This window comes from Mycobacterium sp. 360MFTsu5.1 (assembly GCF_000383495.1).
GTDB classification, from domain to species: Bacteria; Actinomycetota; Actinomycetes; order Mycobacteriales; family Mycobacteriaceae; genus Mycobacterium; species Mycobacterium mucogenicum_B.
On the sequence record NZ_KB911464.1, the window covers coordinates 159378 to 183740 of the forward strand.

Annotated in this window: 25 protein-coding genes; 12 read left to right on the forward strand and 13 right to left on the reverse strand. The window is 69.7% G+C overall.

Annotated elements, in window-relative coordinates; all coding sequences use genetic code 11:
* Positions 1-4 precede the first annotated feature (4 nt).
* The 9 genes from H289_RS0107570 to H289_RS0107610 all read right to left on the reverse strand — a co-directional run bounded on the left by H289_RS0107570 (position 5) and on the right by H289_RS0107610 (position 10764).
* Positions 5-1360 carry an alpha/beta hydrolase-fold protein gene (locus H289_RS0107570; RefSeq protein WP_020100164.1) on the reverse strand — a complete coding sequence of 452 codons (1356 nt, stop codon included), beginning with the start codon at positions 1358-1360 and terminating at the stop codon, positions 5-7.
* The gene (locus H289_RS30000) at positions 1357-2724 is read right to left on the reverse strand and encodes a lipase family protein (protein ID WP_020100165.1); all 1368 of its coding nucleotides are present in this window, start codon (positions 2722-2724) and stop codon (positions 1357-1359) included. The genes H289_RS0107570 and H289_RS30000 overlap by 4 nt, the downstream gene beginning before the upstream one ends.
* The gene (locus H289_RS0107580; protein ID WP_029104909.1) at positions 2721-3623 is read right to left on the reverse strand and encodes a hypothetical protein; all 903 of its coding nucleotides are present in this window, start codon (positions 3621-3623) and stop codon (positions 2721-2723) included. Before H289_RS0107580 ends, H289_RS30000 begins: the two co-directional genes overlap by 4 nt.
* Positions 3616-4665, reverse strand: a complete 1050-nt coding sequence (locus H289_RS0107585) for a hemolysin family protein (protein WP_020100167.1) — start codon at positions 4663-4665, stop codon at positions 3616-3618. The genes H289_RS0107580 and H289_RS0107585 overlap by 8 nt, the downstream gene beginning before the upstream one ends.
* The gene (locus H289_RS0107590; protein ID WP_020100168.1) at positions 4658-6019 is read right to left on the reverse strand and encodes a hemolysin family protein; all 1362 of its coding nucleotides are present in this window, start codon (positions 6017-6019) and stop codon (positions 4658-4660) included. Before H289_RS0107590 ends, H289_RS0107585 begins: the two co-directional genes overlap by 8 nt.
* A gap of 255 nt (positions 6020-6274) precedes the next feature.
* The gene (locus tag H289_RS0107595; protein ID WP_020100169.1) at positions 6275-7711 is read right to left on the reverse strand and encodes a GuaB1 family IMP dehydrogenase-related protein; all 1437 of its coding nucleotides are present in this window, start codon (positions 7709-7711) and stop codon (positions 6275-6277) included.
* A 95-nt stretch (positions 7712-7806) separates the two neighbouring features.
* Positions 7807-9273: an NADP-dependent phosphogluconate dehydrogenase gene (gnd, locus tag H289_RS0107600; protein ID WP_020100170.1), complete on the reverse strand. Its 1467-nt coding sequence runs from the start codon at positions 9271-9273 to the stop codon at positions 7807-7809.
* A gap of 103 nt (positions 9274-9376) precedes the next feature.
* Entirely contained in the window at positions 9377-10333 is a 957-nt protein-coding gene (locus tag H289_RS0107605; RefSeq protein WP_020100171.1) for a M56 family metallopeptidase, read from the reverse strand.
* A 14-nt stretch (positions 10334-10347) separates the two neighbouring features.
* Positions 10348-10764 carry a BlaI/MecI/CopY family transcriptional regulator gene (locus tag H289_RS0107610; protein ID WP_029104910.1) on the reverse strand — a complete coding sequence of 139 codons (417 nt, stop codon included), beginning with the start codon at positions 10762-10764 and terminating at the stop codon, positions 10348-10350.
* 211 nt (positions 10765-10975) lie between these two features.
* Here H289_RS0107610 and H289_RS0107615 point away from each other — a divergent pair, with 211 nt between their 5' ends.
* The 8 genes from H289_RS0107615 (at position 10976) to H289_RS0107650 (ending at position 16852) form a co-directional block, all read left to right on the forward strand.
* Positions 10976-11746, forward strand: a complete 771-nt coding sequence (locus H289_RS0107615) for a hypothetical protein (RefSeq protein ID WP_029104911.1) — start codon at positions 10976-10978, stop codon at positions 11744-11746.
* A gap of 187 nt (positions 11747-11933) precedes the next feature.
* On the forward strand, positions 11934-12335 hold the full coding sequence (locus H289_RS0107620; RefSeq protein ID WP_020100174.1) for a PaaI family thioesterase: 402 nt from the start codon (positions 11934-11936) through the stop codon (positions 12333-12335).
* Positions 12336-12411: 76 nt separating this feature from the next.
* Complete coding sequence (locus tag H289_RS0107625) at positions 12412-12714, forward strand: urease subunit gamma (protein WP_020100175.1); 303 nt, start codon at positions 12412-12414, stop codon at positions 12712-12714.
* Between the two features lie 42 nt (positions 12715-12756).
* Entirely contained in the window at positions 12757-13068 is a 312-nt protein-coding gene (locus H289_RS0107630) for an urease subunit beta (RefSeq protein WP_029104912.1), read from the forward strand.
* Positions 13069-13099: 31 nt separating this feature from the next.
* The gene (locus H289_RS0107635; protein WP_020100177.1) at positions 13100-14833 is read left to right on the forward strand and encodes an urease subunit alpha; all 1734 of its coding nucleotides are present in this window, start codon (positions 13100-13102) and stop codon (positions 14831-14833) included.
* Between the two features lie 18 nt (positions 14834-14851).
* A complete protein-coding gene (locus H289_RS0107640; protein ID WP_020100178.1) occupies positions 14852-15487 on the forward strand; it encodes an urease accessory protein UreF in 636 nt (211 codons plus the stop codon).
* Positions 15488-15502: 15 nt separating this feature from the next.
* Positions 15503-16189 (forward strand): urease accessory protein UreG, encoded by a 687-nt coding sequence (gene ureG, locus H289_RS0107645; RefSeq protein WP_020100179.1) that lies wholly within the window; start codon positions 15503-15505, stop codon positions 16187-16189.
* A gap of 3 nt (positions 16190-16192) precedes the next feature.
* Positions 16193-16852 (forward strand): urease accessory protein UreD, encoded by a 660-nt coding sequence (locus H289_RS0107650; protein ID WP_029104913.1) that lies wholly within the window; start codon positions 16193-16195, stop codon positions 16850-16852.
* A gap of 1 nt (position 16853) precedes the next feature.
* Here H289_RS0107650 and H289_RS0107655 read toward each other — a convergent pair whose 3' ends face one another.
* From H289_RS0107655 to H289_RS0107665, 3 genes are all read right to left on the reverse strand, one after another.
* Positions 16854-18257, reverse strand: a complete 1404-nt coding sequence (locus H289_RS0107655) for an NAD(P)/FAD-dependent oxidoreductase (RefSeq protein ID WP_020100181.1) — start codon at positions 18255-18257, stop codon at positions 16854-16856.
* Positions 18258-18376: 119 nt separating this feature from the next.
* Positions 18377-19306 carry an LLM class F420-dependent oxidoreductase gene (locus H289_RS0107660; protein WP_020100182.1) on the reverse strand — a complete coding sequence of 310 codons (930 nt, stop codon included), beginning with the start codon at positions 19304-19306 and terminating at the stop codon, positions 18377-18379.
* A 100-nt stretch (positions 19307-19406) separates the two neighbouring features.
* On the reverse strand, positions 19407-20078 hold the full coding sequence (locus tag H289_RS0107665) for an SDR family oxidoreductase (RefSeq protein WP_029104914.1): 672 nt from the start codon (positions 20076-20078) through the stop codon (positions 19407-19409).
* Between the two features lie 131 nt (positions 20079-20209).
* Here H289_RS0107665 and modA point away from each other — a divergent pair, with 131 nt between their 5' ends.
* From modA to H289_RS0107685, 4 genes are all read left to right on the forward strand, one after another.
* Positions 20210-20962, forward strand: a complete 753-nt coding sequence (modA, locus tag H289_RS0107670) for a molybdate ABC transporter substrate-binding protein (RefSeq protein ID WP_029104915.1) — start codon at positions 20210-20212, stop codon at positions 20960-20962.
* Positions 20959-21762, forward strand: a complete 804-nt coding sequence (locus H289_RS30005; RefSeq protein ID WP_020100185.1) for an ABC transporter permease — start codon at positions 20959-20961, stop codon at positions 21760-21762. The genes modA and H289_RS30005 overlap by 4 nt, the downstream gene beginning before the upstream one ends.
* Positions 21759-22847: a sulfate/molybdate ABC transporter ATP-binding protein gene (locus H289_RS0107680; RefSeq protein WP_020100186.1), complete on the forward strand. Its 1089-nt coding sequence runs from the start codon at positions 21759-21761 to the stop codon at positions 22845-22847. Before H289_RS30005 ends, H289_RS0107680 begins: the two co-directional genes overlap by 4 nt.
* Before the next feature lie 156 nt (positions 22848-23003).
* On the forward strand, positions 23004-24005 hold the full coding sequence (locus H289_RS0107685) for an APA family fibronectin-binding glycoprotein (RefSeq protein WP_029104916.1): 1002 nt from the start codon (positions 23004-23006) through the stop codon (positions 24003-24005).
* Positions 24006-24070: 65 nt separating this feature from the next.
* On the opposite strand, the gene H289_RS0107690 is transcribed toward H289_RS0107685, so the two are convergent.
* Positions 24071-24343, reverse strand: coding sequence for a GlsB/YeaQ/YmgE family stress response membrane protein (locus tag H289_RS0107690; RefSeq protein ID WP_020100188.1), 273 nt, complete (start codon positions 24341-24343; stop codon positions 24071-24073).
* Positions 24344-24363 lie beyond the last annotated feature (20 nt).

Below are 24363 nucleotides of genomic sequence, written 5' to 3' on the forward strand. Positions count from 1 at the left end.
ACCGTCAGTGCGGTGTCGCGCCGGGCAAACCGATGGCCGGCACACCCGGCGTGTGCAGGCGTCCGGCCAGCCATGGCAGGGCCGCGGCGAATACCTCTGCGGCACTGGGGAACGTGTGGTCACCGCCGTGCGGGACCACCGAGCACTCGATACCGGCGGCGCTGACCAACGCACACATGTAGGTCGCGACAGCGGTGTGGCTCTCCGGGTTGTCCGGCGGTTGCACGTTCGTCGGCGTGCCGGCCTGAGCCGGTTGGTACACCACCGGCCCGTTCTCCGACACCGCGAACCAGCCGGCGACGCCGGTGTACGGGCCGTGCGTGCGGACCACCGTCGCCGGATCGAAATGGGCGAATGCCGCAGCGTCACCGCCGAAGAGCCGCGCGATGGTCTGCGGTTCGGAACCGGCGTTGGGCCCGACCTGGCCGTCCATGTCGACGAAGGTCTGGAACAGCTCGGGGTGCATGACGGTCGTCATCACCGCGCACGTGCCGCCGGCCGACCAGCCGACGATGCCCCACCGCGACGGGTCGGGACTGGCCGAGAACGTCGAAGTGACAAATGGCACAACATCTTTGGTGAGGTGGTCGGCGGCCATGCCGCGCGGCCCGTTGACGCACTCGGTGTCGTTGGAGAACTGGCCGCTGGTGTCGACGAACACCAGGATCGGCGCGTTGCCGCCGTGGGCGGCCGCGAAATCGTCGGCGGTGCGCTGCGCGCCGCCGGCCGTCGGCCAGTCGGCGGGCCACCCGAACTCGCCGCCCACCATGACCACCGCCGGTAGCTGTGGGGCATCGTGGGCGAACCAGGCGGGCGGCAGGTAGACCAGCTCCGGACGGGCGCGGAAGCCCGACGCGGTGGTGGGAATCTGCACCGACACCAGGACGCCGCGGTCGGGGCGCTCGCCGGAGCGGCGCATGTTCAGTGCGGTCGCGAGATCGGTCTCGCCGCGTAACTCGGCGCCGGTGGCGCGCTGCCACAGGGCCTCGACGGTCGGCAGGTAGCCGGTCCAGGTGTTCACCGCCAGACCCGCGCAGACCGCGCAGAGCGGCACCACGGCCACGGCCACCGCCCGCCGCCACCAGTGCAGGCCCGGCCACCCCGCGACGGCGACGACGAGCGCCACCCCGGTCAGCACGATCCACACCCACAGGGACGTCGGGGCCGGCCCGCCCGCGAGGCCCTGATCGGAGATGAACCAGCTGCAGGCCAGCGCCAGGACGACACCGGTCGCGACGGCCACCGGCAGCCACAGCCGCAGCCAGCGCGGCGACCGCCGCCCGACGGCGACGACGAGCGCGAGCACCGTCACCACCTGGATCAGCGTCGGGAGCCAGCCGTCGAGAAGGCCGATGTTCATTCGGCGTTCCCGGGGTCCGCCGGCGGCGGGGGCGCGGGTTGCTGGTGGTGTGGCGCCTCGGTCTCGGCCGTGGTCTGTTCGGCGGTCGGGGTCACCTCGTCGCTGCCCGAGCCGGACTGGTCGGTGTCGGATTCATCCGAGCGCGAACTGGCCGTCGACGTCGGTGTGGCGGAGGTCGGGGTGGCGCCGGGGCACGTGTTCGGCGCGGGCACCCCGTTGAACCGGTCGGTGATCCAGCCGAGCGCGTCGGCTTCGTCGGGCTGCACGTAGTCGATGACGTCGCCCATGGCGCAGGCCCGTTCGACGGCGGCGGCGGTCTGCTCCGGCGGCACCAGGCCGTCGGGCGGCCCCGGCGTGATCAGCATCGGCGCCGCGGCGGGTGCCTGCGGCAGCGTCGCCTTGCGCAGGTAACCGCGCAAGGCGTCGGCGGCGGTCGGCGTCGTCGGGCCGAGGTCGTTCGGGCCCAGCGAATCCAGCACGCCGCTGCGGTCGGCGACCGCCGGGCCGCGGCATGCCGACAGGGTGTCCCAGTGGTCGCGGGCGGCGCCGCGACGGTAATCCTCGATGGGGAATCCGGGGTAGGCCTGCGGCATGATCGCCAGGTACTGCTGCAGCATCAGCTGCTGGTCGCGGTTCAGGTTCCCGCCCTCCGAGGCATCGGCCAGCCACTCGAGCGCCGCGGTCGGAGCCAGCGCGACCGCGCCCTGCGGGCGGAGCCCGCCGCCGTAGTCGGTGGCCAGCTCAGCGGCCGCCCAGGCCGCCTGTCCGCCCTGCCCGGTGCCCACGGCGACCCAGTTGGTCGACGCGGCGGACACCAGTTTGCGCGTCGCCCGCGCCAGGTCGATGAGGTTGAAGCCCTCGGTCGTGGAGTCCAGGTACGGGTGATAGGTCTCGTCGAGCCCGATGCCCTGATAGTCGGTGATCGCCACCAGATAGCCGGCGCCGACCATGAGCCGCACGGTCGGCAGCAGGCCCAGCAGGCTCGGCGACGACGACGGCGCGCAGTCGGACTTGATGCCGCTGCCCGGGTTGGCCAGCGCGATGATGCGCCAGCCGCCCTCGGGTGGTTTGCCCTTCGGCAGGAACACCGAGCCCGTCACCTTGGGGTGGCTGTCGTTGATGCCCGACGTGGAGACGTACGTGATGCGTGCGGAGATCGCGGTGAGCCCGGCCAGTTCGGGGTCGACGGTCGTCAGCGGCTGTGCGGCGACGAGCGTGCCGGGGCCGGCGCCGCTGTAGTCGCCCGGCAACACCTGACCGCTGCGCTGCGTACTGCGCCCGGACGAGTCGTCGGAGCAGCCGGCGACGGTCAGCACGGCGGCCAGGGCCGCGGCGGCGACCCGCAGCGCCGTCCGGGCCGTCACAGCGTGCCGCCGTCGGCGTCTGATGTGAGCAGCGCCCGGCACGCCGACAGCAGCGAGTCCCGCAGCGGCACAGCGAGATTGGCGATGTCCTGCTGGCGGCGCACATACTCGGCGCGGCCCGACGGGTCCTCGATGGCGATCGGCTCGATGCCGTAGTCGCTCAGGTCGTACGGGCTGGCCTGCATGTCGAGGACGCGTGCGTCCGCCGCGAGGTCAAGGCAATCCATCAAAAGATTCGACTCCAGCAAAGGTCCGAGCTTGTAACTCCATTTGTACAAGTCCATATTTGCGTGCACACAGCCCGGCTGCTCGGTGGCCGACTGGGTGTGTCGGGTGAGGGCTTCGCCGTTGCGCGGTGCGGCCGAGTCGGTGAAGAACCGGAAAGCGTCGAAATGCGTGCACCGCAGCGGCATCGACTCGACCACGGCATCGGTGTCGGAGGGGCTCAGGCGCAGCGGTACCTGGGCGTGCCGTACCTCGGGAGCGCGGTAGACCATGGCCCATTCGTGCAGGCCGAAGCAGTTCAGCCGTGCCGGACGGGCCGCCGTCGCAGCCAACAGTTCGGCCACGAAAGCGACGGTCTCGCGACGGCCGGCGAGGTACTCGGGCGTCACCGTCACGGCGTCGCCGCGCCGGCCGTACCCGGTCCGGTCCGCGAACCGCATCGCGTCGGGACCGGTCAGGGCCCGGCCGAACCCCGGATGCCAGCGCCGCAGCTGTCGGGGCTTGAGGCTGTAGTACGTGAACAGGAAGTCCCACACCGGGTGCGGCTCGCCGGCACGCATCCGCCGTTCATGCGGGGTCAGGAAGGCGTCGACGCGGTCGAGGTAGCGCTGTTCGCGCGGGGCCCAGTCGTCCTCGCTCAGGACCCGCAGCGGCGCGCACACCGTCTCAGACACGGTGGGTACCGTCACGCACCACGCCGACGAGGTCCTCGACCAGGTCTTCCAGCGCCACCATCGCGGTCACGTAGCCGTCGGTGGTCACCAGGGACAGGTGACTGTTGTTGCGGCGCAGCCACGACAGCGCGTCGGCCACCGGCAGCGTCGAGGCGACCATGGGCAGCGGGCGCACCATGGACCGGTCCAGCACCGCGTCGTTGTCGTCCATGCACGGCAGCACGTCCTTGATGTGCAGGTAGCCGAGGTAGGCGCTGTGCCCGTCGGTGACCGGGAACCGGGAGTAGCCCGTCTCGCGCAGCGCCTGGGCCACCGCACCGACCGTCGGGCCGGTACCGGGTGCGGCGATGGGCACCGCGCGGATGTCCTGCAGCGGTATCGCGACGTCCTTGACGGTGCGGGTGCGGATGTCCAGCGCGCGCTTGAGCCGGACGTGTTCCTCGGCGTCGAGCAGCCCCTCCGACAGGGACTCCGTCAGCATCTCGGACAGTTCGACAGACGAGACCGTGACGTCCAGTTCGTCCTTGGGCTCGACCCCGAGCAGCCGCAGCGTGCTGTTGGCGCACCAGTTGTAGAAGATGACGAACGGCCGGGCGATGCTCATGTACACCAGGTACGGCGGGATCAGCAGCATGGCGGCCTTCTCGGGCCCGGCGATGGCGATGTTCTTGGGCACCATCTCGCCGAGGAGCACGTGCACCGTCACCACGATCGCCAGCGAGACGGCGAACGCCACGGTGTGCAGCACCGTCTCGGGCACGCCGAGCGCGTCGAAGGGCTCCTCGAGCAGGTGCGCGACGGCCGGTTCGCCGACGCGGCCCAGCAGGATCGAGCAGATGGTGATGCCGAGCTGGGCACCGGCCAGCATCATCGACAGCCGCTCACCGGCCCGCAGCACGGTGACGGCGCTGCGCTTGCCCTGCTCGGCCAGCGCCTGCAACCGGTCGCGCCGCGCCGAGATGAGCGCGAACTCGGCGCCGACGAAGAACGCGTTGGCGCCCAGCAGCACCATGGTCAGCAGGATGCCGAGCACGTCATTCATGGTCGGCTCCCGACTCGTGCGGGTCCAGCTGCGTCAGCTCGAGCTGGTCGATGCGCCGGCCGTCCATCCGGATCACCGTGGCCTTCCAGTGCACCGGGTCCAGTTCGGGGTTGTCCGGGTCGAATTCGGTGAGGACGACGGTGTCGCCGACGTCCGGGATGTGGCCGAGCTCCTTGAGCACCAGGCCGCCGATGGTCTCGTAATCGCCTTCGGGCGCGCGGAACGGGGTCTCGGTGTCCACTTCGTCGATCCGCATCAGACCCGACACCAGCCAGCCGTCGCGCACCTCGACGACGTCGGGGGTGGCGTCGTCGTGTTCGTCGCGGACGTCGCCGACGATCTCCTCGATGAGGTCCTCGACGGTGACCATGCCGGCGGTGCCGCCGTATTCGTCGACCACGAGGGCGGTCTGGACGCCGTTGGCCCGGATCTGGGTCATCACCGCGTCACCGTCCAGGGTCGACGGCACCGTCGGGACGGGCCGCGCCAGCTGCGCCAGCCGGGTGCCGGCCCGCAGTTCGACGGGTATCGCGAAGACCTGTTTGACGTGCACGATGCCGACGGTCTCGTCGAGGTCGCCGGCGACGATCGGGAAGCGCGAGAACCCGGTGCGGATGGCCGTCTCGATGAGGTCGGCGACGGTGTCGGTGACCTCCAGCGACTCGATCATGGACCGCGGCGTCATGAGTTCCTCGGCGGTGCGGCCGCCGAATTGCAGTGAGCGGTCGATCAATTCGGCCGTCTGCGGGTCCAGCGATCCGCTCTCGGCAGAGTTGCGCACCAGTGCCAGCAGTTCCTGCGCGGACCGCGCCGAGCGCAGTTCCTCGGCGGGCTCGACCCCGAGCCGGCGCAGCACCCAGTTGGCGCAGCCGTTGGTCAGCTTGATCACGGGGGAGAACACCAGGGAGAAGAACCACTGCAGTGGCACCGTCGCACGCGCGGTCGGCACGGGCTTGGCCACCGCGAGGTTCTTGGGCACCAGCTCGCCGAACACCATCGAGACCGACGTCGCGATGAGCAACGCCAGCGTCAGGGCCACCCCGTCGGTGAACCGGTCCGGCAGGCCGACGGCATGCAGCGGGCCGCGCAGCAGTCGCGCCACCACGGGCTCGGCGAGATAACCGGTGATCAGCGTGGTGATCGAGATGCCGATCTGGGCACCCGAGAGCTGGAACGACAGGTTGCGGTGCGCGGTGCGGATGATGCGGTCGCGGCGGCCGCCGTCGCGGGCGTTGGCCTCGACCGTGCTGCGCTCGAGCGCCGTCAGGGAGAACTCGGCGGCGACGAAGATCGCCGTCCCGAGGGTGAGCAGGATGAACGCGGCCAGGCTCGCGATGGTCAGCGCGGTGGTCACTGTGCACCACCGCTCGGGGCGCCGGGCCGACGGCCCGGCTCGCTACTGGGAGGTTCGGCGTCCATTGACTCGAGGCCCAGTTCCGGGAGCGCTTGATCGGCCTGGCACGCTCCCGTCTGGCTCGGGACGGTCAACGCCCCAACGGGTGCCTGCGGCACGTGCTGCCTTTCGCTGAATCGATATCGATGGCCGTCCGACGCCTGCTGCGTCCTCGGCCGTACGGCAATGGTAGCTGGTCGGCCCTCTCGGACCGGCTCACCAACCCGTCGGCAGTGGGTGCCCTTCGGCGAATCCGGCGGCCGACTGCACCCCGAGCACCACCTTCTCGTGCAGCTCGGCCAGGTTTGCCGCGCCGACGTACGTACAGGTGCTGCGGACGCCCGAGGTGATGTGGTCGATCAGGTCCTCGACGCCGCCGCGCACCGGGTCCAGCGCCATCTTCGACGACGAGATGCCCTCCTCGAACAGGGCCTTGCGGGCCCGGTCGAACGCGCCGTCGCCGGCGGTACGGGCCGCCACCGCGCGCTTGGAGGCCATGCCGAAGCTCTCCTTGTAGACGCGGCCCTCGCGGTCCATCAGCAGGTCACCCGGGGACTCGTACGTGCCGGCGAACCACGAGCCGATCATCACGTTCGACGCGCCCGCGGCCAGCGCCAGTGCCACGTCGCGCGGGTGCCGGACGCCGCCGTCGGCCCAGACGTGGCCGCCGAGTTCCTTTGCCGCCGCGGCACATTCGACGACGGCCGAGAACTGCGGCCGGCCCACGCCGGTCATCATGCGGGTGGTGCACATGGCACCGGGGCCGACGCCCACCTTGACGATGGACGCACCCGCGTTGATCAGGTCCCGGGTGCCGGCGCCCGACACGACGTTGCCGGCCGCCAGCGGCAGGCCGAGATCCAGTGCGGCCACCGCGGACAGCGCGTCGAGCATCTTGGACTGGTGCCCGTGGGCGGTGTCGACGACCAGGACGTCGACACCGGCTTCGGCCAGGGCCCGGGCCTTGGCGGCGACGTCGCCGTTGATGCCGACGGCGGCCGCGATCCGGAGCCGGCCCTGCGCGTCGACGGCGGGGGCGTAGATACCGGCGCGGATGGCCCCGGTGCGGGTCAGCACGCCGGCCAGCGAGCCGTCGGCGTTGGTCAGGACCGCCATGCCCGTCGGGGAGTGCTCGAGCAGGTCGAACACCTTGCGCGGCTCGGTGCCCGCGGGCGCGGACACGAAGTCGGTGGTGGCCACGTCGCGGACGCGCGCGAAGCGGTCCACGCCGGCGCAGCCGGCCTCGGTGACCAGGCCCAGCGGACGGCCCGCGTCGACGACCACCGCCGCGCCGTGGGCACGCTTGTGGATCAGGGCCAGCGCGTCCGAGACGGAGTCGTCGGGAGCGAGCACGACCGGGGTGTCGACCACGAGGTCGCGGCTCTTGACGAAGTCGACGGTGCCCCGGACCGCGTCGATGGGCAGGTCCTGCGGCAGCACCACGATGCCGCCGCGGCGGGCCACGGTCTCGGCCATCCGGCGGCCGGCGACCGCGGTCATGTTGGCGACGACGATCGGGATGGTGGTGCCCGTGCCGTCGGTGGTCGCCAGGTCGACGTCGAAGCGCGACGTCAGTTCCGACCGTCCCGGAACCACGAAGACGTCGTTGTAGGTCAGGTCGTACGGGGGCCGGTGGCCGTCGAGAAACTGCACGCCTTCAGCCTAATGGCCGCGCCTGACAATGCCGAGCGGACGCAAAACTGCCCCGCTGCGGTGCAGAGGGGCAGTTTCGTGCGTGCCGAGCGAAGCTACGCCTCGACCTCGGTGCGGTCACCGCTCCAGAGGGTGTGGAACTTCTTGCCCTCCGGGGCGTCGGTGCGGCCGTACGTGTGGGCGCCGAAGAAGTCGCGCAGGCCCTGCGTCAGCGCGGCGGGCAGCCGTTCGGTGCGCAGCGCGTCGTAGTACGACAGCGACGACGCGAAGCCCGGGACCGGGATGCCCAGCTCGGTGGCGGTCACCACGACGCGGCGCCAGCTGTCGATGCCCGACTCGACCGCGCTGCGGAAGTACGGCGCCGCCAGCAGGGTGGCGAGCTCCGGTTCGGCGTCGAACGCCTCCTTGATCCGGTTCAGGAACTTGGCGCGGATGATGCAGCCGCCGCGCCAGATGGTGGCCAGGTCGCCGGGCTTGACGTTCCAGCCGTATTCGGCGCTGCCGGCCTCGATCTGGTTGAAGCCCTGCGCGTACGCGACGATCTTGGAGGCGTACAGCGCCTGCCGCACGTCCTCGATGAATTTCGTGGCGTCGCTGGGCTTTTCGCCGAGGTGGCCCGACGCCAGGCCGACCGTCGCGCGCCGCTGCGGCACTGAGCCCGACAGGGCGCGAGCGAACACGGCTTCGGCGATGCCGGTGATCGGGATGCCGAGGTCCAGCGCGGACTTGACGGTCCAGCGACCGGTGCCCTTCTGCTCGGCCTCGTCGACGATGACGTCGACCAGCGGCTTGCCGGTCTTGGCGTCGACCTGCTTGAGCACCTCGGCGGTGATCTCGATCAGGTAGCTGTCGAGGTCGCCCTTGTTCCATTCGGCGAAGACGTCGGCGATCTGGCCGGCTGCCATGCCGAGGCCGTCGCGCAGCAGCTGGTAGGCCTCGCCGATGAGCTGCATGTCGGAGTACTCGATGCCGTTGTGCACCATCTTGACGAAGTGGCCGGCGCCGTCGGGCCCGATGTGCGTGCAGCACGGCACGCCGTCGACATGCGCGGAGATCTCTTCGAGCAGGGGCCCGAGCGAGACGTACGACTCGGCGGGCCCGCCCGGCATGATCGACGGGCCGTTGAGGGCGCCCTCCTCGCCACCGGAGATGCCGGCGCCGACGAAGTGCAGGCCGCGCTCGCGGATCGCCTTCTCGCGGCGGATGGTGTCGGTGTACAGCGCGTTGCCACCGTCGATGATGATGTCGCCGGGCTCCATGGCGTCGGCGAGCTCGTTGATGACGGCGTCGGTCGGATCGCCGGCCTTGACCATGATGATCACGCGGCGCGGCTTCTCCAGCGCGTCCAGGAACTCGGCGATGGTCTCGCTGCGGACGAACTTGCCCTCCGTGCCGTGCTCGGCCAGCAGCGCGTCGGTCTTGGCGACGGAGCGGTTGTGCAGCGCGACGGTGTAGCCGTGGCGGGCGAAGTTACGGGCGAGATTGGAGCCCATGACGGCCAGGCCGGTGACCCCGATCTGGGCGGTAGCGGTGGTTGATTCCGGGTTTCCCGACGAGCTCACGGCTGGCCCTTTCGTTGTTTGGTTGTGGCGCAAAGCATTTCGGACCGGCCGGGGCCGGTGCGGCGTCGTCCGCCACGGAAGCTGATGCTGCCAGTCGCAAAGTCTACGAGAAGAACAACCGGTGCAATTCAGTGAGCCAGGGCACAGCCACTGCGACGGTCGGGACGACCAGGACGGAGGCGGCGGCCAGGTACGCGCCCGCGGCCACCCAGGAGCTGTTGGGTTCACCGGCCAGACGCTGCACCCGCAGGACGGTCGTCGGGCCGCCTGCGGCGAGAGCGCCCTTGGGTGCCCGGCCGGACGCGCAGGCCACGAGGGCCCGGGCCAGCGGTGTCGGGCCGGTGGCCCGGACGGCGGCATCGTCGGCGAGCAGTTCGATCAGGAAGCGGACCGCGTCGAGGGCGCTGGCGCTCCGGACGAAGCGGGGAAAAGCGGCGTGTACGGCGATGAACATCTCGAGCACCAGGTCGTGCCGGGCGCGCAGGTGGGCGTGTTCGTGGCTGAGGATGGCGGCGATCTCGCTGTCGTCGAGGTGCTTGAGCGCACCTTCGCTGAGGACGACGCGGCTGCGCACGCCGGGCAGGCAGTAGGCGAGGGGCTGCTGGACGTCGAGGATGCGCAGGCCGTGGCCGATGAGATGACGGGCCTGGGGTGCGGGTGCGGTGTCGCGCGAACAGTCGAGCAGGTCGACGATCATCCGGTGGTGGGCGCGCCGGCGTCGTGTCGCAATGGCGACCTGGACGAAGGCGATGAGCAGACGGGCGCCGACGACGAGGGTCAGCGCGAAGACCGCGACATGGGTGATCCACAACGGCCAGCCCAGGACGCTGATCTCGCTGGTCGCGGTGGTCGTGGGACGACCGTCAGGGCCGGGCGCGAAAAGCCTGCTGGCGACGGCGATACCGGCGCTGAAGGCGGACAGTACGGCGGCGATGGCGACGGACTGCCACAACACGATCGCGGCCCGGGGGGCCCGCTGTGGCCACGATGCGCGCGCCAGCAAGGCGGGTACCGGCCCGACCAGCAGTAGCGCGACGAGAGTGAAGGCCAGGGCGGACACGCGCTAAGTGTCTCTCAGTCGGTGCCGGAATTGCCAGTCGCCGGTGGGATTCGGTGCTTGGCTTCCAGCTCATCGAGGGCGCGCCGGAGCGCATCGGCCTCGTCGACGCCGACGCGTTCGACGAAATGAACCAGCGCCGCAACGCGGCTGCCGGAGTCTGCGGCCTGGTCGAGGGCGTCGACCATGAGCCCGGCGACCAGCTCGTCGCGGCCGTGGGTCGGTGCGTAGCGGTGCGCGCGGTCGTCACGATGCTGGACGACCAGATTCTTCTTCGCCAGGCGCTGCAGCACCGTCATGATCGTGGTGTAGGCCAGATCCCGGCGCGTCGCGAGTGCTTCATGCACCTGACGCACGGTTTGCGGCTCGCGGGACGACCACAGGTGGTCCATCACCTCGCGCTCCAGCTCGCCAAGTCGCGTCAATTTCGCCATGTCCTATTTCACTCTTTCCGCAGTCTTCTCAGGGTACTACGCATTTACTACCGTGCGTCGTATCCATTTCGGATGTTCTCCCCAACGCCCCGGCGGCGCGTCGTGGTTCCCGGTCAGGGCTGTTTTTGTGCTGCTTGTGAGTCCCGTCACAGCGGTTTACATCTCGCGGGTCGTCACTATAGTAAGGCTAACCTAACTTAAGGATGTGTTCATGCCCTCCGCTGTGATTGACCCGCTGATCGCCACGATGGACATCCGCCGGATGCTCCCGCTGCACGAGTCGAGCCGTCGGCTGCGCGAGTTGTGCCCCAGCGATCCCCGGGTCTACGGCGTCGCGGTGATGGACGACCTCTCCCGTCGCCGGTGGTGGCCGCTCGCGGAAGCTGTGACGGGCGACCGCATGCAGGCGATGTTCGACACGGCGATGGGCGACACCGGCAGTGCGGCGGTGGCCGCCCAGCAGGTGGCCGCGATGCTGGCGCACGTCGTCGTCGGCCGCGTCGTGCCGCTGCTGGTGCTGGAGGGCCGCGCCTGGGACCCCGGCCTGGAGAACCTGTGGGTCCACGTCGACTCGGAGGGCGGCATCGACTGGGTCGGTGTCGCGGACCCGACATTGCGGGTGCTGCCCGGAGATCCGGTGTTCGGCGGCCGGGGAGTGCCGGCGACCCGCCGGATCGGGGAGGGTGTCGTCGCCTTCCCGGGTGAGGAGGCGCTCGCGACCTGGCTGGCGCATCGCTGCCATCGCGCGCTGAATCCGCTGTTCGCGAAGCTCTTCGATGTCAGTGGCGGCATCCTCGCGGTACCGGCGATGTGGCACATCGTCGGTGCGTCGGTGGTCGGCACCGCGACGCAGGTGCCGCTGCTGGCCGGGGTGAGTGAGGCCGACGGTATGCGTCGTGCGCAGGCGGTGCTGGACACCTTTGTCGGGTTCGGTGCGCCGGTGCGCGGACTTGACCGGGTGCAACTGGCAAGGGCTTGCTAATTAGGCAAGCCTTGCCTACTATTCAGGAGTCGAGAGACCAACGGACCGCGCCGGAATCCTGAGGGCTGCAGTGATTCCCGGTCCATTCGAAGAGCAGGCCCCGCACCATTCGGTGCGGGGCCTGCTCGCTTTCATGCGACACGGGTGTGGTGACCGCCGCCCCGGGCGCTCGTGTAGACAGCTATTCGTGACGACATCTGCGCCCGAGGGCCTCGGCAAGGGCTTCGACAACGAAATCGGACTGACCTACCTGGAGGTCACCCCGGACGGCGGCCGCGCCCAGCTGACCATCACCGACAAGATCCTGCAGCCTTGGGGCATCGTGCACGGTGGCGTCTACTGCGCCATCGTCGAGGGCCTGGCCAGCGTGTCGGGCCATGTCTGGCTCGCCGAGCACGGTGGCGGCACCGTCGTCGGCGTCAACAACAACACCGACTTCCTGCGCGCGCTCAAGGGCGGAACCGTCACCGCCACCTCGACGCCGATCCACCGCGGCCGGCGGCAGCAGCTGTGGCTGGTCACCATCACCGACGAGGACGACCGGCCGGTGGCACGGGGCCAGGTGCGGCTGCAGAACCTCGAGGGCTGACCCCTCGGTGCGGTGAGGGGCCGAAAACCAGCGCCCGACATGCCATTCCCAGCGTGCCGTGGCAATATCGCCCCTTATGCGTTTGACGCCGCATGAGCAAGAACGCCTGCTGATTTCGTACGCCGCCGAACTGGCGCGCCGACGGCAGGCCCGAGGACTGCGCCTCAATCACCCCGAGGCGGTCGCGGTGATCACCGATCACCTGTTGGAAGGCGCGCGCGACGGGCGGACCGTCGCGGAGCTGATGGTCAGCGGCCGCGAGGTGCTCGGCCGCGACGATGTCATGGAGGGGGTCCCGGAGATGCTGTCCGACGTCCAGGTCGAGGCCACCTTCCCGGATGGCACCAAACTCGTCACCGTCCACTACCCGATCGCCTGAGGCCCGACGATGTCCGAGCGCGCGACCGTCGAGGGGGCGGGGCTGATCCCGGGTGAAATCCTTTACGGCGACGGCGATATCGCCATCAACGCCGGTGCCGAGCGGCTGACGCTCGACGTGGTCAACGGCGGTGACCGGCCGGTGCAGGTTGGCAGCCATGTGCATTTCCCGCAGGCGAATTCCGCGCTGGAGTTCGACCGCGACGCCGCACACGGGTACCGCCTCGACGTGCCGGCGGGCACCGCCATCAGATTCGAACCCGGTGTCGCGCAGCGGGTTGCCCTGGTTCCGTTGGGCGGTACCCGCGAGGTGTACGGGCTGTCGCTGAACCCGCCCGGAAAGCTGGATGGCTGATGAGCGCTCGCGCGAAGAACGGACGGCACGAATGAGTTCCCTTTCCCGCTCCCGGTATGCGGCGCTCTTCGGGCCGACGACGGGTGACCGGATCCGCCTGGCGGACACCGACCTGCTGATCGAGATCACCGAGGACCTCAGTGGCGGCCCGGGCCTGTCGGGCGACGAGGCGGTCTTCGGCGGCGGCAAGGTGCTGCGCGAGTCGATGGGCCAGGCGCGTACGACGCGGGCCGACGGTGCGCCGGACACCGTGATCACCGGCGCGATCATCATCGACTACTGGGGAATCATCAAGGCCGACATCGGGATTCGGGACGGTCGCATCGTCGCCATCGGCAAGGCCGGCAACCCCGACATCATGTCCGGGGTGCACCCCGACCTCGTGGTGGGGCCGTCCACCGAGATCATCGCCGGCAACGGCCGCATCCTCACCGCGGGCGGCATCGACTGTCACGTGCACTTCATCTGTCCCCAGCTGCTGGAGGAGGCGATCGGCGGCGGCATCACCACCATGATCGGTGGCGGTACCGGGCCGGCCGAGGGCAGCAAGGCCACCACCGTCACGCCCGGCGCCTGGCATCTCGGCCGCATGCTGCAGGCGCTCGACGGCTGGCCGATGAACATCCTGTTGCTCGGCAAGGGCAACACCATCAACCCCGACTCCATGTGGGAGCAATTGCGCGGTGGCGCAGCCGGTTTCAAGCTGCACGAGGACTGGGGCACGACACCGGCCACCATCGACGCGTGCCTGCGGGTGGCCGAGGAGGCCGACGTGCAGGTCGCCCTGCACTCCGACACCCTCAACGAGATGGGTTTCGTCGAGGACACCCTGGCTGCGATCGCCGGCCGGGCCATCCACGCGTACCACACCGAGGGCGCCGGCGGCGGCCACGCGCCCGACATCATCACGGTGGCCAGCCACCCGAACGTGATGCCCAGCTCGACCAACCCGACGCGGCCGCACACCGTCAACACCCTCGACGAACACCTCGACATGCTGATGGTGTGCCATCACCTCAACGCCGCCGTGCCCGAGGATTTGGCGTTCGCGGAGAGCCGGATTCGGCCGTCCACCATCGCCGCCGAGGACCTGCTGCACGACATCGGGGCCATCTCGATGATCGGCAGCGACAGCCAGGCCATGGGCCGCATCGGCGAGGTGGTGATGCGGACGTGGCAGACGGCGCACGTGATGAAGAAGCGTCGCGGGCCGCTCGAAGGTGACCCCGGCGGCGCGAGAGGCAACGACAACAACCGCGTCCGCCGCTACGTGGCGAAGTACACCATCTGCCCGGCGGTGACGCACGGCATCGACCACGAGCTGGGCTCGGTAGAGGTCGGCAAGCTGGCCGACCTGGTGCTCTGGGAGCCGGCGTTCTTCGGCGTCCGCCCACATCTCGTGCTCAAGGGCGGCGCGATCGCCTGGGCGGCCATGGGCGACGCCAACGCTTCCATCCCGACGCCGCAACCCGTCCTGCCGCGGCCGATGTTCGGCGCCCACCCGACGGTGGCAGCCGGTCTCGCGGTGCATTTCGTCTCGCCGACCGCCATCGAGGACGACCTCGCGGCGCGACTCGGCTTGCGGCGCAGGCTCGTTCCGGTCAAGAACGTCCGCGGCCGGGGCAAGGCGGATCTGCCGCTCAACGACGCCATGCCCGACATCCGGGTCGATCCCGACACGTTCACCGTCCGCATCGACGGCGAGGTCTGGCAGGAACAGCCGGCCGCCGAGTTGCCCATGGCGCAGAGATACTTCCTGTTCTGATGGACAGCGGCTGTTCTGATGGATAGTGGCCTGGCCACCCTGCTGGCACTGGCGGATTCACGGTTGCCGACCGGCGGGCACGTGCACTCCGGCGGCGTCGAGGAGGCGGTCACCAGTGGTCTGGTGACCAACGTGGTGACACTGCGGGCCTACCTGCGCCGGCGGATCCGGACCCAGGGGCTCGTCACCGCCTCGATCGCCGCGGCGGTCCACAGCGGCCTCGACCCGGTGGCGGCAGACCGCCAAACCGACGCGCGCACACCGGCTCCCGCGGCCCGGCAGGCATCCCGGGCGCAGGGCCGTGGGCTGGTGCGGCTGGCACGCCGAGTCTGGCCCGAAACCGATTGGGGCAATGTGGGTACCCGGCCACATCTCGCGGTGGCCTCGGGCGTGGTGGGCCGCGTCAGTGGCCTCGACCCCGAACAGACCTGCGCCACAGTCGTTTACACCACCATGACGGGCTCCGCGACGGCAGCGCAACGCCTGCTCGCACTCGATCCGGCCGACGTCGCCGCGCTCACCTTCGAGCTGTCGGGGCTGTGCGACGCCACCGCGGCCGAAGCGGCGAAAGGCATCGCGGACCTGTCCGATCCACTGCTCGACGTCCTGGCCCAGCGACACGCCGGCCGCGACCGCCCCCTGTTCGCCTCCTGAACCGAAAGGTCCACCATGCCACCACATTTCATCGACGGCCAGCCGCACCATCACCACGACCGGCCCAAGCGCGAGCGGCAACCCGGTGAACCGCTGCGCATCGGCGTCGGCGGGCCCGTCGGCTCCGGTAAGACGGCGCTGGTGGCCGCGTTGTGCCGGCAGCTGCGTGACGAGCTGTCGCTGGCAGTGCTGACCAACGACATCTACACCACCGAGGACGCCGACTTCCTGCGCCGGCACGCCGTGCTGCCCGACGAGCGGATCGCCGCGGTGCAGACCGGTGGTTGCCCGCACACCGCGATTCGCGACGACATCACCGCGAACCTCGACGCCATCGACGACCTCATCGAGTCGAACGACAAACTCGACCTCATCCTGGTCGAGTCCGGGGGAGACAACCTGACGGCGACGTTCTCCTCGGGCCTGGTCGACGTACAGATCTTCGTCGTCGACGTAGCCGGCGGCGACAAGGTGCCGCGCAAGGGCGGGCCCGGCGTCACGTACTCGGATCTGTTGGTCGTCAACAAGACCGACCTGGCGCCCATGGTCGGCGCCGACCTCGATGTCATGCGGCGCGACGCCGGCAAGGTGCGCGGTGACCGCCCGACGGTGCTGATCTCGCTCACCGAGGATCCGGCCGCGTCGCTGGTGCAGGCCTGGGTACGTGAACAACTCGCCGGCGCCGAGGTGACGAACGCCTGAGTGATGCACACCCAGGTTCTGATCGTCGCAACCCCCGGCCGGGGGCCGCGCATCGAGTGCGTCGGCGGTGTGGCCGCGCGCCGCACCGCGCCCGACGCCGTCCATCTCGTGTCCACAGCCGCCACACCGCTGGGCGGTGACACCATCGACGTACGCGTCATCGTCGAGGCCGGTGCCCGGCTGCGGGTGCGTAGCGTCGCCGCGATGGTGGTGCTGCCCGGTGCGACGACGACTCAGTCGCGCTCGAGCTGGGAGCTCGAAGTGGCGGGGGAGCTCGACCTGGATCCGGAGCCGACCGTCATCGCGGGCGGCAGCAGCCATCAGGCGACGACGCGGCTGCAGATCGCCGAGGCAGGCCGGGTGCGGCTGCGCGAACGGGTGCAGGTCGGGCGTGCCGGCGAGCAGCACGGCTTCTGGGAGGGGTTGCTGCACGTCGACCACGAGACGGTGCCGGTCGTGCGGCACCGCGTCGAACTCGGCGCCGGTGCGGTCAGCGATGACGAGATCGCCGCCCCGCGCGCCTACGTCAGCGAATTTTCCTACCCCGAAAGCGATCTCGGCGTGATCCGTACCGCAGAGGGGTACGAATCACGCCGAGATCAGGTGGTCATGGCCCTGGCCGACGGGGGTTGCCTGTCGGCCTGGCAGGGACCAAGGCTCTAGTTCAGGAAGCCACCGGGTCGGGGGTGGCCTGAACCGACGACGCGATCTCTTCGAGTTCCCCGATGCGGGTGCGGGCGTAGGCCTGCTGCTCGGTGATGGTCAGCTGACCGCGCTGGCGGCTCAAGAACGTCACCGTCCAGGACAGCAGCGTGGCGATCTTGGTCTTGAAGCCCACCAGGTAGATCAGGTGCAGCCCCAGCCAGGCCAGCCAGGCGATGAAGCCGCCGAATTCGAGCTTGGCCTTGTCGCCGAGCGGAATCTGGGCGACGGCGTTCCACTTGGAGACCGTGGCCATCGAGCCCTTGTCGAAGTACGAGAACGGTTCGCGCGGCTTGGGTTTGGTGCCGTGCGCGCGGGCCTTGGCCTCGTTCTTCAGGATGGCGGCGACGTGCTTGCCGCCCTGGATCGCGCCCTGCGCCATACCCGGGACGCCCTCGACGAACGCCATGTCGCCGACGACGAAAACGTTCGGGTGGCCGGGGATCGACAGGTCAGGGTTCACCTTGACGCGGCCGGCCCGGTCGATCTCGGTGTCGGACTGGTTGGCCAGGTCGCGGCCGAGCGGGCTGGCCTGCACACCGGCGGACCACACCTTGCATGCCGACTCGATACGCCGGATGGTGCCGTCCTTGTCCTTGACAGTGATGCCATTGCGGTCGACGTCGGTCACCATGGCGTTGAGCTGAATCTCGACGCCCATCTTCTCGAGCCGGTTCTTGGCCTTGAGGCCCAGCTTCTCGCCCATGGGCGGCAGCACCGCGGGCGCGGCGTCGAGCAGGATGACCTTGGCCTCGGTCGGGTCGATGTGCCGGAAGCTGCCCTTGAGGGTCTGGTCCGACAGCTCCTGGATCTGGCCGGCCATCTCGACACCCGTCGGGCCGGCGCCGACGACCACGAACGTCAGCAGCTTCTTGCGGCGCTCCGGGTCGCTGGAGCGCTCGGCCTGCTCGAACGCACCGAGGATGCGGCCGCGCAGTTCCAGCGCGTCGTCGATGGTCTTCATGCCGGGCGCCCACTCGGCGAAGTGGTCGTTGCCGAAGTAGGACTGACCGGCGCCGGCGGCGATGATCAGGCTGTCGTACGGCGTGCTGTAGGTGTGGCCCAGCAGGATCGAGTCGACAGTCTGGTTCTCCAGGTCGATGTGCGTCACATCGCCGAGCAGCACCTGGGCGTTCTTCTGGTTGCGCAGGATCAGCCGGGTCGGTGGGGCGATCTCACCTTCGGAGATGATGCCCGTCGCCACCTGGTACAGCAGCGGCTGGAACAGGTGGTGGGTGGTACGGGCGATCAGCTTGATGTCGACATCAGCATGCTTGAGCGCCTGGGCGCTGGTCAGGCCACCGAAGCCCGATCCGATGATGACGACCTTGTGGCGATCCGATGCCGTAGCTCCGGGGTGGACCATGTTGAGGGGCTCCTCGACGTACTACTACAAGACTGTTTACACACACAGGCTAGTCGCAGCTGAATCGATCAATGCAGTGAGATGCCCCACCACGCCCGCTGTTCACCTGACCTGTGGGTTTACTTCGCCAGGAGCGGCTTGAGCAATTCTGCAACGGCGGTGACGCCGCCGGGCCGATACCCGTTGAGGCTCGTAACCGGGCTGATGACGACGCCGTCGATGCCCGCATCGAGCACCTTGGTCTTGATCTGGTCGGCCACCTGCTCCGGGCTGCCGTAGACGGCCTGCTGCTTGAAGTCATCGGGGATGACGTCGGCGGTGACGTTCTCGTCGATGATCGCGATGACGAGGTGGCTGGTCTCCAACGTGGCCGGGTCGCGGTCGATCTTCTCGCAAGCCTCCTTGATGACCTGCACCTTGCGGGGCAGCTCGTCGAAGCCCGCGATGACGTTGAGGTGGTCGAAGTGCTTGGCGGCCAGCGGAATGGTCTTCTTCTCACCGCTGCCGCCGATCATCAGCGGGATGTGGTCGCGGAAACGCGGCTCGGCCATCGCCTCACGCGTCCGGTAGTACTTGCCCTCGAAGGTGGGCCGTTCCCCGGCGAGCATGGGCAGGATGATCTCGAGCGCCTCGTGCAGCTTGTTGAACCGGTCGGTGAACGTCCCGAACTCGTAGCCCAGCGAATCGTGCTCGAGTTCGAACCAGCCGGTGCCGATGCCCAGGATGGCGCGCCCCTGACTGATCACGTCGAGCGTGGTGATGGCCTTGGCCAGCAACGTCGGGTTGCGGTACGTGTTGCCCGTGACCAGCGTGCCCAGCTGCACCTTCTCGGTGGCCACGGCGAGCCCGCCGAGCGCGGTGTAGGCCTCCAGCATGGGCTGGTCGGGGGTACCCAGCCCGGGCAGTTGATAGAAGTGGTCCATCACGAAGACGGAGTCGAAGCCGGCGGCCTCGGCTTCCTGCGCCTGGGCGATGACGGTCGGGAACAGCTCACTGACACCCGTGCCGTAGGAGAAATTGGGGATCTGAAGACCGAGTCGAATCGTCACAAATTCGACCCTAGTCACCAACCGCGTTGCCGCGTCCTGTGTTTCGCCGGACGCGAAGCTGACACAAATCGGGAATAAAACTGGCCGATGAAGTGATGGGTCAGGCGAAGGTCGCGAGCGCACCGGCGCTCACGTGCAGCGTCTCGCCGGTGATGTGGCGAGCGGCCGGCGTGGTCAGGAAGAGCGCGAGCTTGGTCAGCTCGGATCCGACGGTCGCGCCGCTGGTCTCGACGCCGTCGTAGCCCGCCTCGGAGCCGCGGCCGGCGGCGACCACGTTGATCGTGATGCCGCGGATGCCGAAGTGTTCGGCCTGGCCGGCGGTCCAGTTCGACACGGCCGCCTTGATCGCCGCGTCGGCAGTGCCGTCCTTGGGGCATTCCGGGACGACGGTGACGATGGCACCGCCCGAACGCATCTGGTCGCCGAGGATCTGGACGGTCAGCACGGCCGACAGCAGCGACGAATCGAGCGTGTTGCGCCACACGGCGGCGCGCTCGGCCAGGGTGTAGGTGCGCGGGTCGCCGGCGGACCACACGGGTGCCGGGACGTTCACGATGGTGTCGAGGTGCTGCGGCAGCTTGTCGCGCATCTGCTCCAGCGCGGCGCCGTCGGTGTTGTCCAGCACGATCGACTCGACTTCGAGTTCCTTGGCGGCTACTTCGAGCTCGTCGCGGCGGGCGCCGGCGATCGTCACGTTGTGTCCGGCGTCGCGGAATCCTGCGGCGATGACGCGGCCGAGATCGGTATCGCCTCCGGTGACCAGAACGTCCATGAACAGGGCCTCCTCGTGTGCAACGCTGAACGCGGTTGCCGCCATGTTACTGGACAGTAGCTAGCTGACGAAACTCGCCACGCGGAGGAATGGGCCCTAGGGTTTTGCGCATGTGGCTCATGCGCAAGTTGATGCGTGCGGTGGCGGTGTTGGTCCTGCTCGGCGGCGTGAGTGCACTCTCGGCGTGTGATTCGAGCCCGAAACCGTCGGGTCCTGTGATCAACGTGTACGCGGCGGCATCCCTGAAGCAGGCGTTCACCGCGTTCGCCGACCGCTACAAGAAGGAGAACCCGGGCGCGGACGTGCAGTTCAACTTCGCGGGCTCGTCGTCGTTGGTCGAACAGCTGACGCAGGGCGCCAAGGCCGATGTGTTCGCCTCGGCCGACGCCAACAACATGACCAAGGCGGCCAAGGCCGGGTTGCTCGCGGGCACCCCGGTGAACTTCGCCTCCAACACGCTCGTCATCGTGACGCCGCCGGGAAATCCCAAGCATGTCAACAACTTCGGTGATCTGGCCCGGCCCGGGCTGAACGTCGTGGTGTGTGCCCGTCAGGTGCCGTGCGGGACGGCGACGCGCAAGGTCGAGAAGATCGTCGGCGTCGAACTCAAGCCGGTCAGCGAGGAGACGTCGGTGACGGACGTGCTGAACAAGGTCACCAGCGGCCAGGCCGACGCCGGAGTGGTCTATCAGACCGACGCCAAGTCGGCGGGCGACAAGGTCGCCAAGGTCGAGTTCCCGCAGGCGGCGTCGGCGGTGAACATCTACCCGATCGGGGTGCTGAAGTCGGCGGCCGACGCGTCGGCCGCCCAGCGGTTCGTCGACCTGGTCACGAGTGACACGGGACGCCAGATCCTGGCGCAGTTCGGGTTCGCACAGCCTTGAACCCCGGGCTGCCGCGCTGGATCTACGTCCCTGCGGCACTGGGTGCGTTGTTCGTCGTCCTGCCCCTGATCGCGGTCGCGGCGAAGGTCGACTGGTCGCGCTTCCTGGAGCTGATCACCAGCGACTCGTCGGTGACCGCGCTGGTCCTGAGCCTCAAGACCGCCGCGGCCAGCACCGTGCTCTGCGTGGTGCTGGGCGTGCCGATGGCGCTGGTCCTGGCGCGCAGCGGCTCCCGGGTGGTGCGCTGGACCCGCCCGCTGATCCTGCTGCCGTTGGTGCTGCCGCCGGTGGTCGGTGGTATCGCGCTGCTGTACGCCTTCGGCCGGCTCGGGCTGATCGGCAAGTACCTGGACGCGGCGGGCGTGCACATCGCCTTCTCGACGACGGCGGTCGTGCTGGCGCAGACGTTCGTCTCACTGCCGTTTCTCGTGATCGCGCTGGAAGGCGCGGCCCGCACGGCCGGATCGCAGTACGAGGCGGTCGCGGCCACGCTCGGGGCCCGGCCCACCACGGTGTGGCGGCGGGTCACCCTGCCGATGCTGGCCCCGGGCCTGGTGTCCGGTTCGGTGCTGGCCTTCGCGCGGTCGCTGGGCGAGTTCGGCGCGACGCTGACGTTCGCCGGTTCCCGCGAGGGGGTGACGCGGACGCTGCCGCTGGAGATCTATCTGCAGCGCGAGGCCGACGCCGATGCCGCCGTCGCGCTGTCGCTGGTGCTGGTCGTGGTCGCGGCCGTCGTGGTGCTCGTGACGGGCGGCGCCCGGTTCGGTCGCGGGCCGTTCGAAGCGGAGACCAGACCGTGACGGGCGGTCTCGCGGTACGCGCGGTCGTCGAAGGTCGCGGCATCGATGTGGAGTTCGACGTCGCCGCCGGCGAGGTGCTGGCCGTCGTCGGGCCCAACGGCGCGGGGAAATCCAGTGTGCTGCACGTGATCGCCGGCCTGCTGCGGCCCGACGCGGGCACCGTCACGGTGGGTGGACGCCAATTGACGGACACGGCGTCGGGCCGGCACGTCGCGGTCCACAACCGGCGGGTCGGCCTGCTGCTGCAGGACCCGGCGCTGTTTCCCCACCTGACGGTCGCCGGCAACGTGGCCTTCGGGCCACAAGCCCGCCATCTCCACCGCCGGGGCGCACACACCGAGACGCGGCGGACGGCGGACCGCTGGCTGGGTGAGGTCGGCGCCGCCGAACTGGCCGATCGCCGGCCGGGGCAGTTGTCGGGCGGTCAGGCACAGCGGGTCGCGCTGGCCCGGGCACTGGCCGCCGAACCCGACGTGCTGCTGCTCGACGAACCGCTGTCCGGTCTGGACGTCACGGCGGCCTCGGCGATGCGCCGGCTGCTGCGTGGTGTCCTGGCTACCGGCGGACGTAGTTCGGTGCTGGTCAGCCACGACCTTCTCGACGTCGTCACGCTCGCGGATCGGGTGGCGGTCATCGAAGGCGGCCGCATCGTCGAATCGGGCACTGTCGCCGATGTGCTGACCGCGCCGCGGACGGTGTTCGGGGCGCGGTTCGCGGGCGTGAATCTGGTCAGTGGGCGCGCGGGCGACGACGGCGGTTCGGTGCTGGCCGCGGGACAGACGTGGCGCGGTGTCTGGGGGCCCGACGTGACACCGGGCGGTCCGGCGATCGCGGTGTTCGCTCCGGCGGCGGTATCGGTGCGCCGGGAGCCGCCCGGGGCCGACGTCAATGTCGTCGCCGTCGGGGTCGCGGAACTGGATCACCGCGGCCCGGTCATCCGGGTGCGTGCCGAGGCGGCCGACGACGGCGGCGGGGGTCTGGCGGCCGACATCAGTGCGGAGGTGGCGGCAGGTCTGCGGCTGATTCCGGGGGAGCAGGTGTACTTCGGCGTCGATCCGCAGGACGTCGCGATTCGCCCCGCGTGACGGCACGCCCGGCCCGTCCGGGGCCGCATCGGGGCTCAGCAACCGGGTGATCTCGCCGTGGTCTGTCCAGATGTCGCGTGCGAGCTAACAGACTCGTGGAGGAATTAGCCGCAACTCGCACTTGCGTCACGCCGGTAACACTGTATTTTCGTCCCCATGCGACACCCGGATGCGCGGACAAGTGCCCGCAAACGCCTTCCGAAATCCCTGACTGCTGCTGTGGCAGGTGCGGCGGCCGCGGCGATCGCGCTGCCGAGCGCGATCTCGTACGCCGACCCGGTGCCGCCAGCTCCTGCGCCCGCCCCGGCTCCTGCTCCGGCACCCGCCCCGGTCGGCGAACCGGCGCCCGCTCCGGCCCCGGGGGTCGATGTGCCGCCGCCGCCCGCGGCGGACCCGGCCGCACCGCCGGCCGACCCCAACGCACCGCCACCACCGCCTGCTCCCGGTGCGCCGGCGCCGGGTACCGCCGCGGGTGCGGCTCCGGCAGCCGCTCCGGCGCCGCCGGCTGAGCCCGGCCGGGTCAACAACGACGCCGGTGGCTTCAGTTACGTTGTGCCGCAAGGCTGGAAGATCGCCGACGCCACGCAGCTCTCGTACGGCCAGGCGCTGCTGACCAAGGCCCCGGCCGCGGGTTCGGAGCAGGCCCCGAGTGACACTAGCGTGCTGCTGGGCCGTCTGGACCTGAAGCTGTTCGCCGGTGCCGAGTCCGACAACGGCAAGGCCGCCAACCGGTTGGCCTCGGACATGGGTGAGTTCTTCATGCCCTTCCCGGGCACCCGCGTCGGCCAGGAGACCACCGCGCTGACGGCAGGGTCCCTGCCGGGTGCGGCGTCGTTCTACGAGGTCAAGTTCACCGACACCGGTAAGCCCAACGGTCAGATCTGGGCGGGTGTCGTCGGCAACCCGCCGCCGGACGCCACGATCCGCAGCCAGCGCAACCCGCAGCGGTGGTTCGTCGTGTGGCTGGGCTCGGGGAACCACCCGGTCGACAAGGCCGCCGCTGTGACGCTGGCCCAGTCGATCCGCCCGTGGAACCCGCCGCCGCCGCCTCCGGTCGACCCGAACGCTCCGCCCAAGCCTGCGGATCCGGCCCACCCGATGGTCGGCGTTCCGGTGCCGGTGACGAACGCGCCGCCGGAGATGGCCCCCGCCGGATAGTCGCTCAAAAGAATCGAGGACCGTGCCCAACCGGGCGCGGTCCTCGATTCTTTTCGCCGTGAGTTCTACGTAGAACTCTTCGACTTCACGAAGCGGTAGAGCAGGACGAGGATCACCGCGCCGACCAGCGCGCCCCAGAAGGAGTGCTCGATCGGCGGGCGGAAATCGAGCTTGTGCGGCGCGTAGACGACGCTGCTCAGCGTGCCGCCGACATAACCACCCGCGATACCGAGCACGCACGTGAGAATCCACCCCATGTCATCCTTCCCGGGTACGACGAACCGGGCGATGGCTCCGACGACGAGGCCGAGAAGAATCAACCAGACGATGTGCATCATTGTCATGACCTTTCGATTGA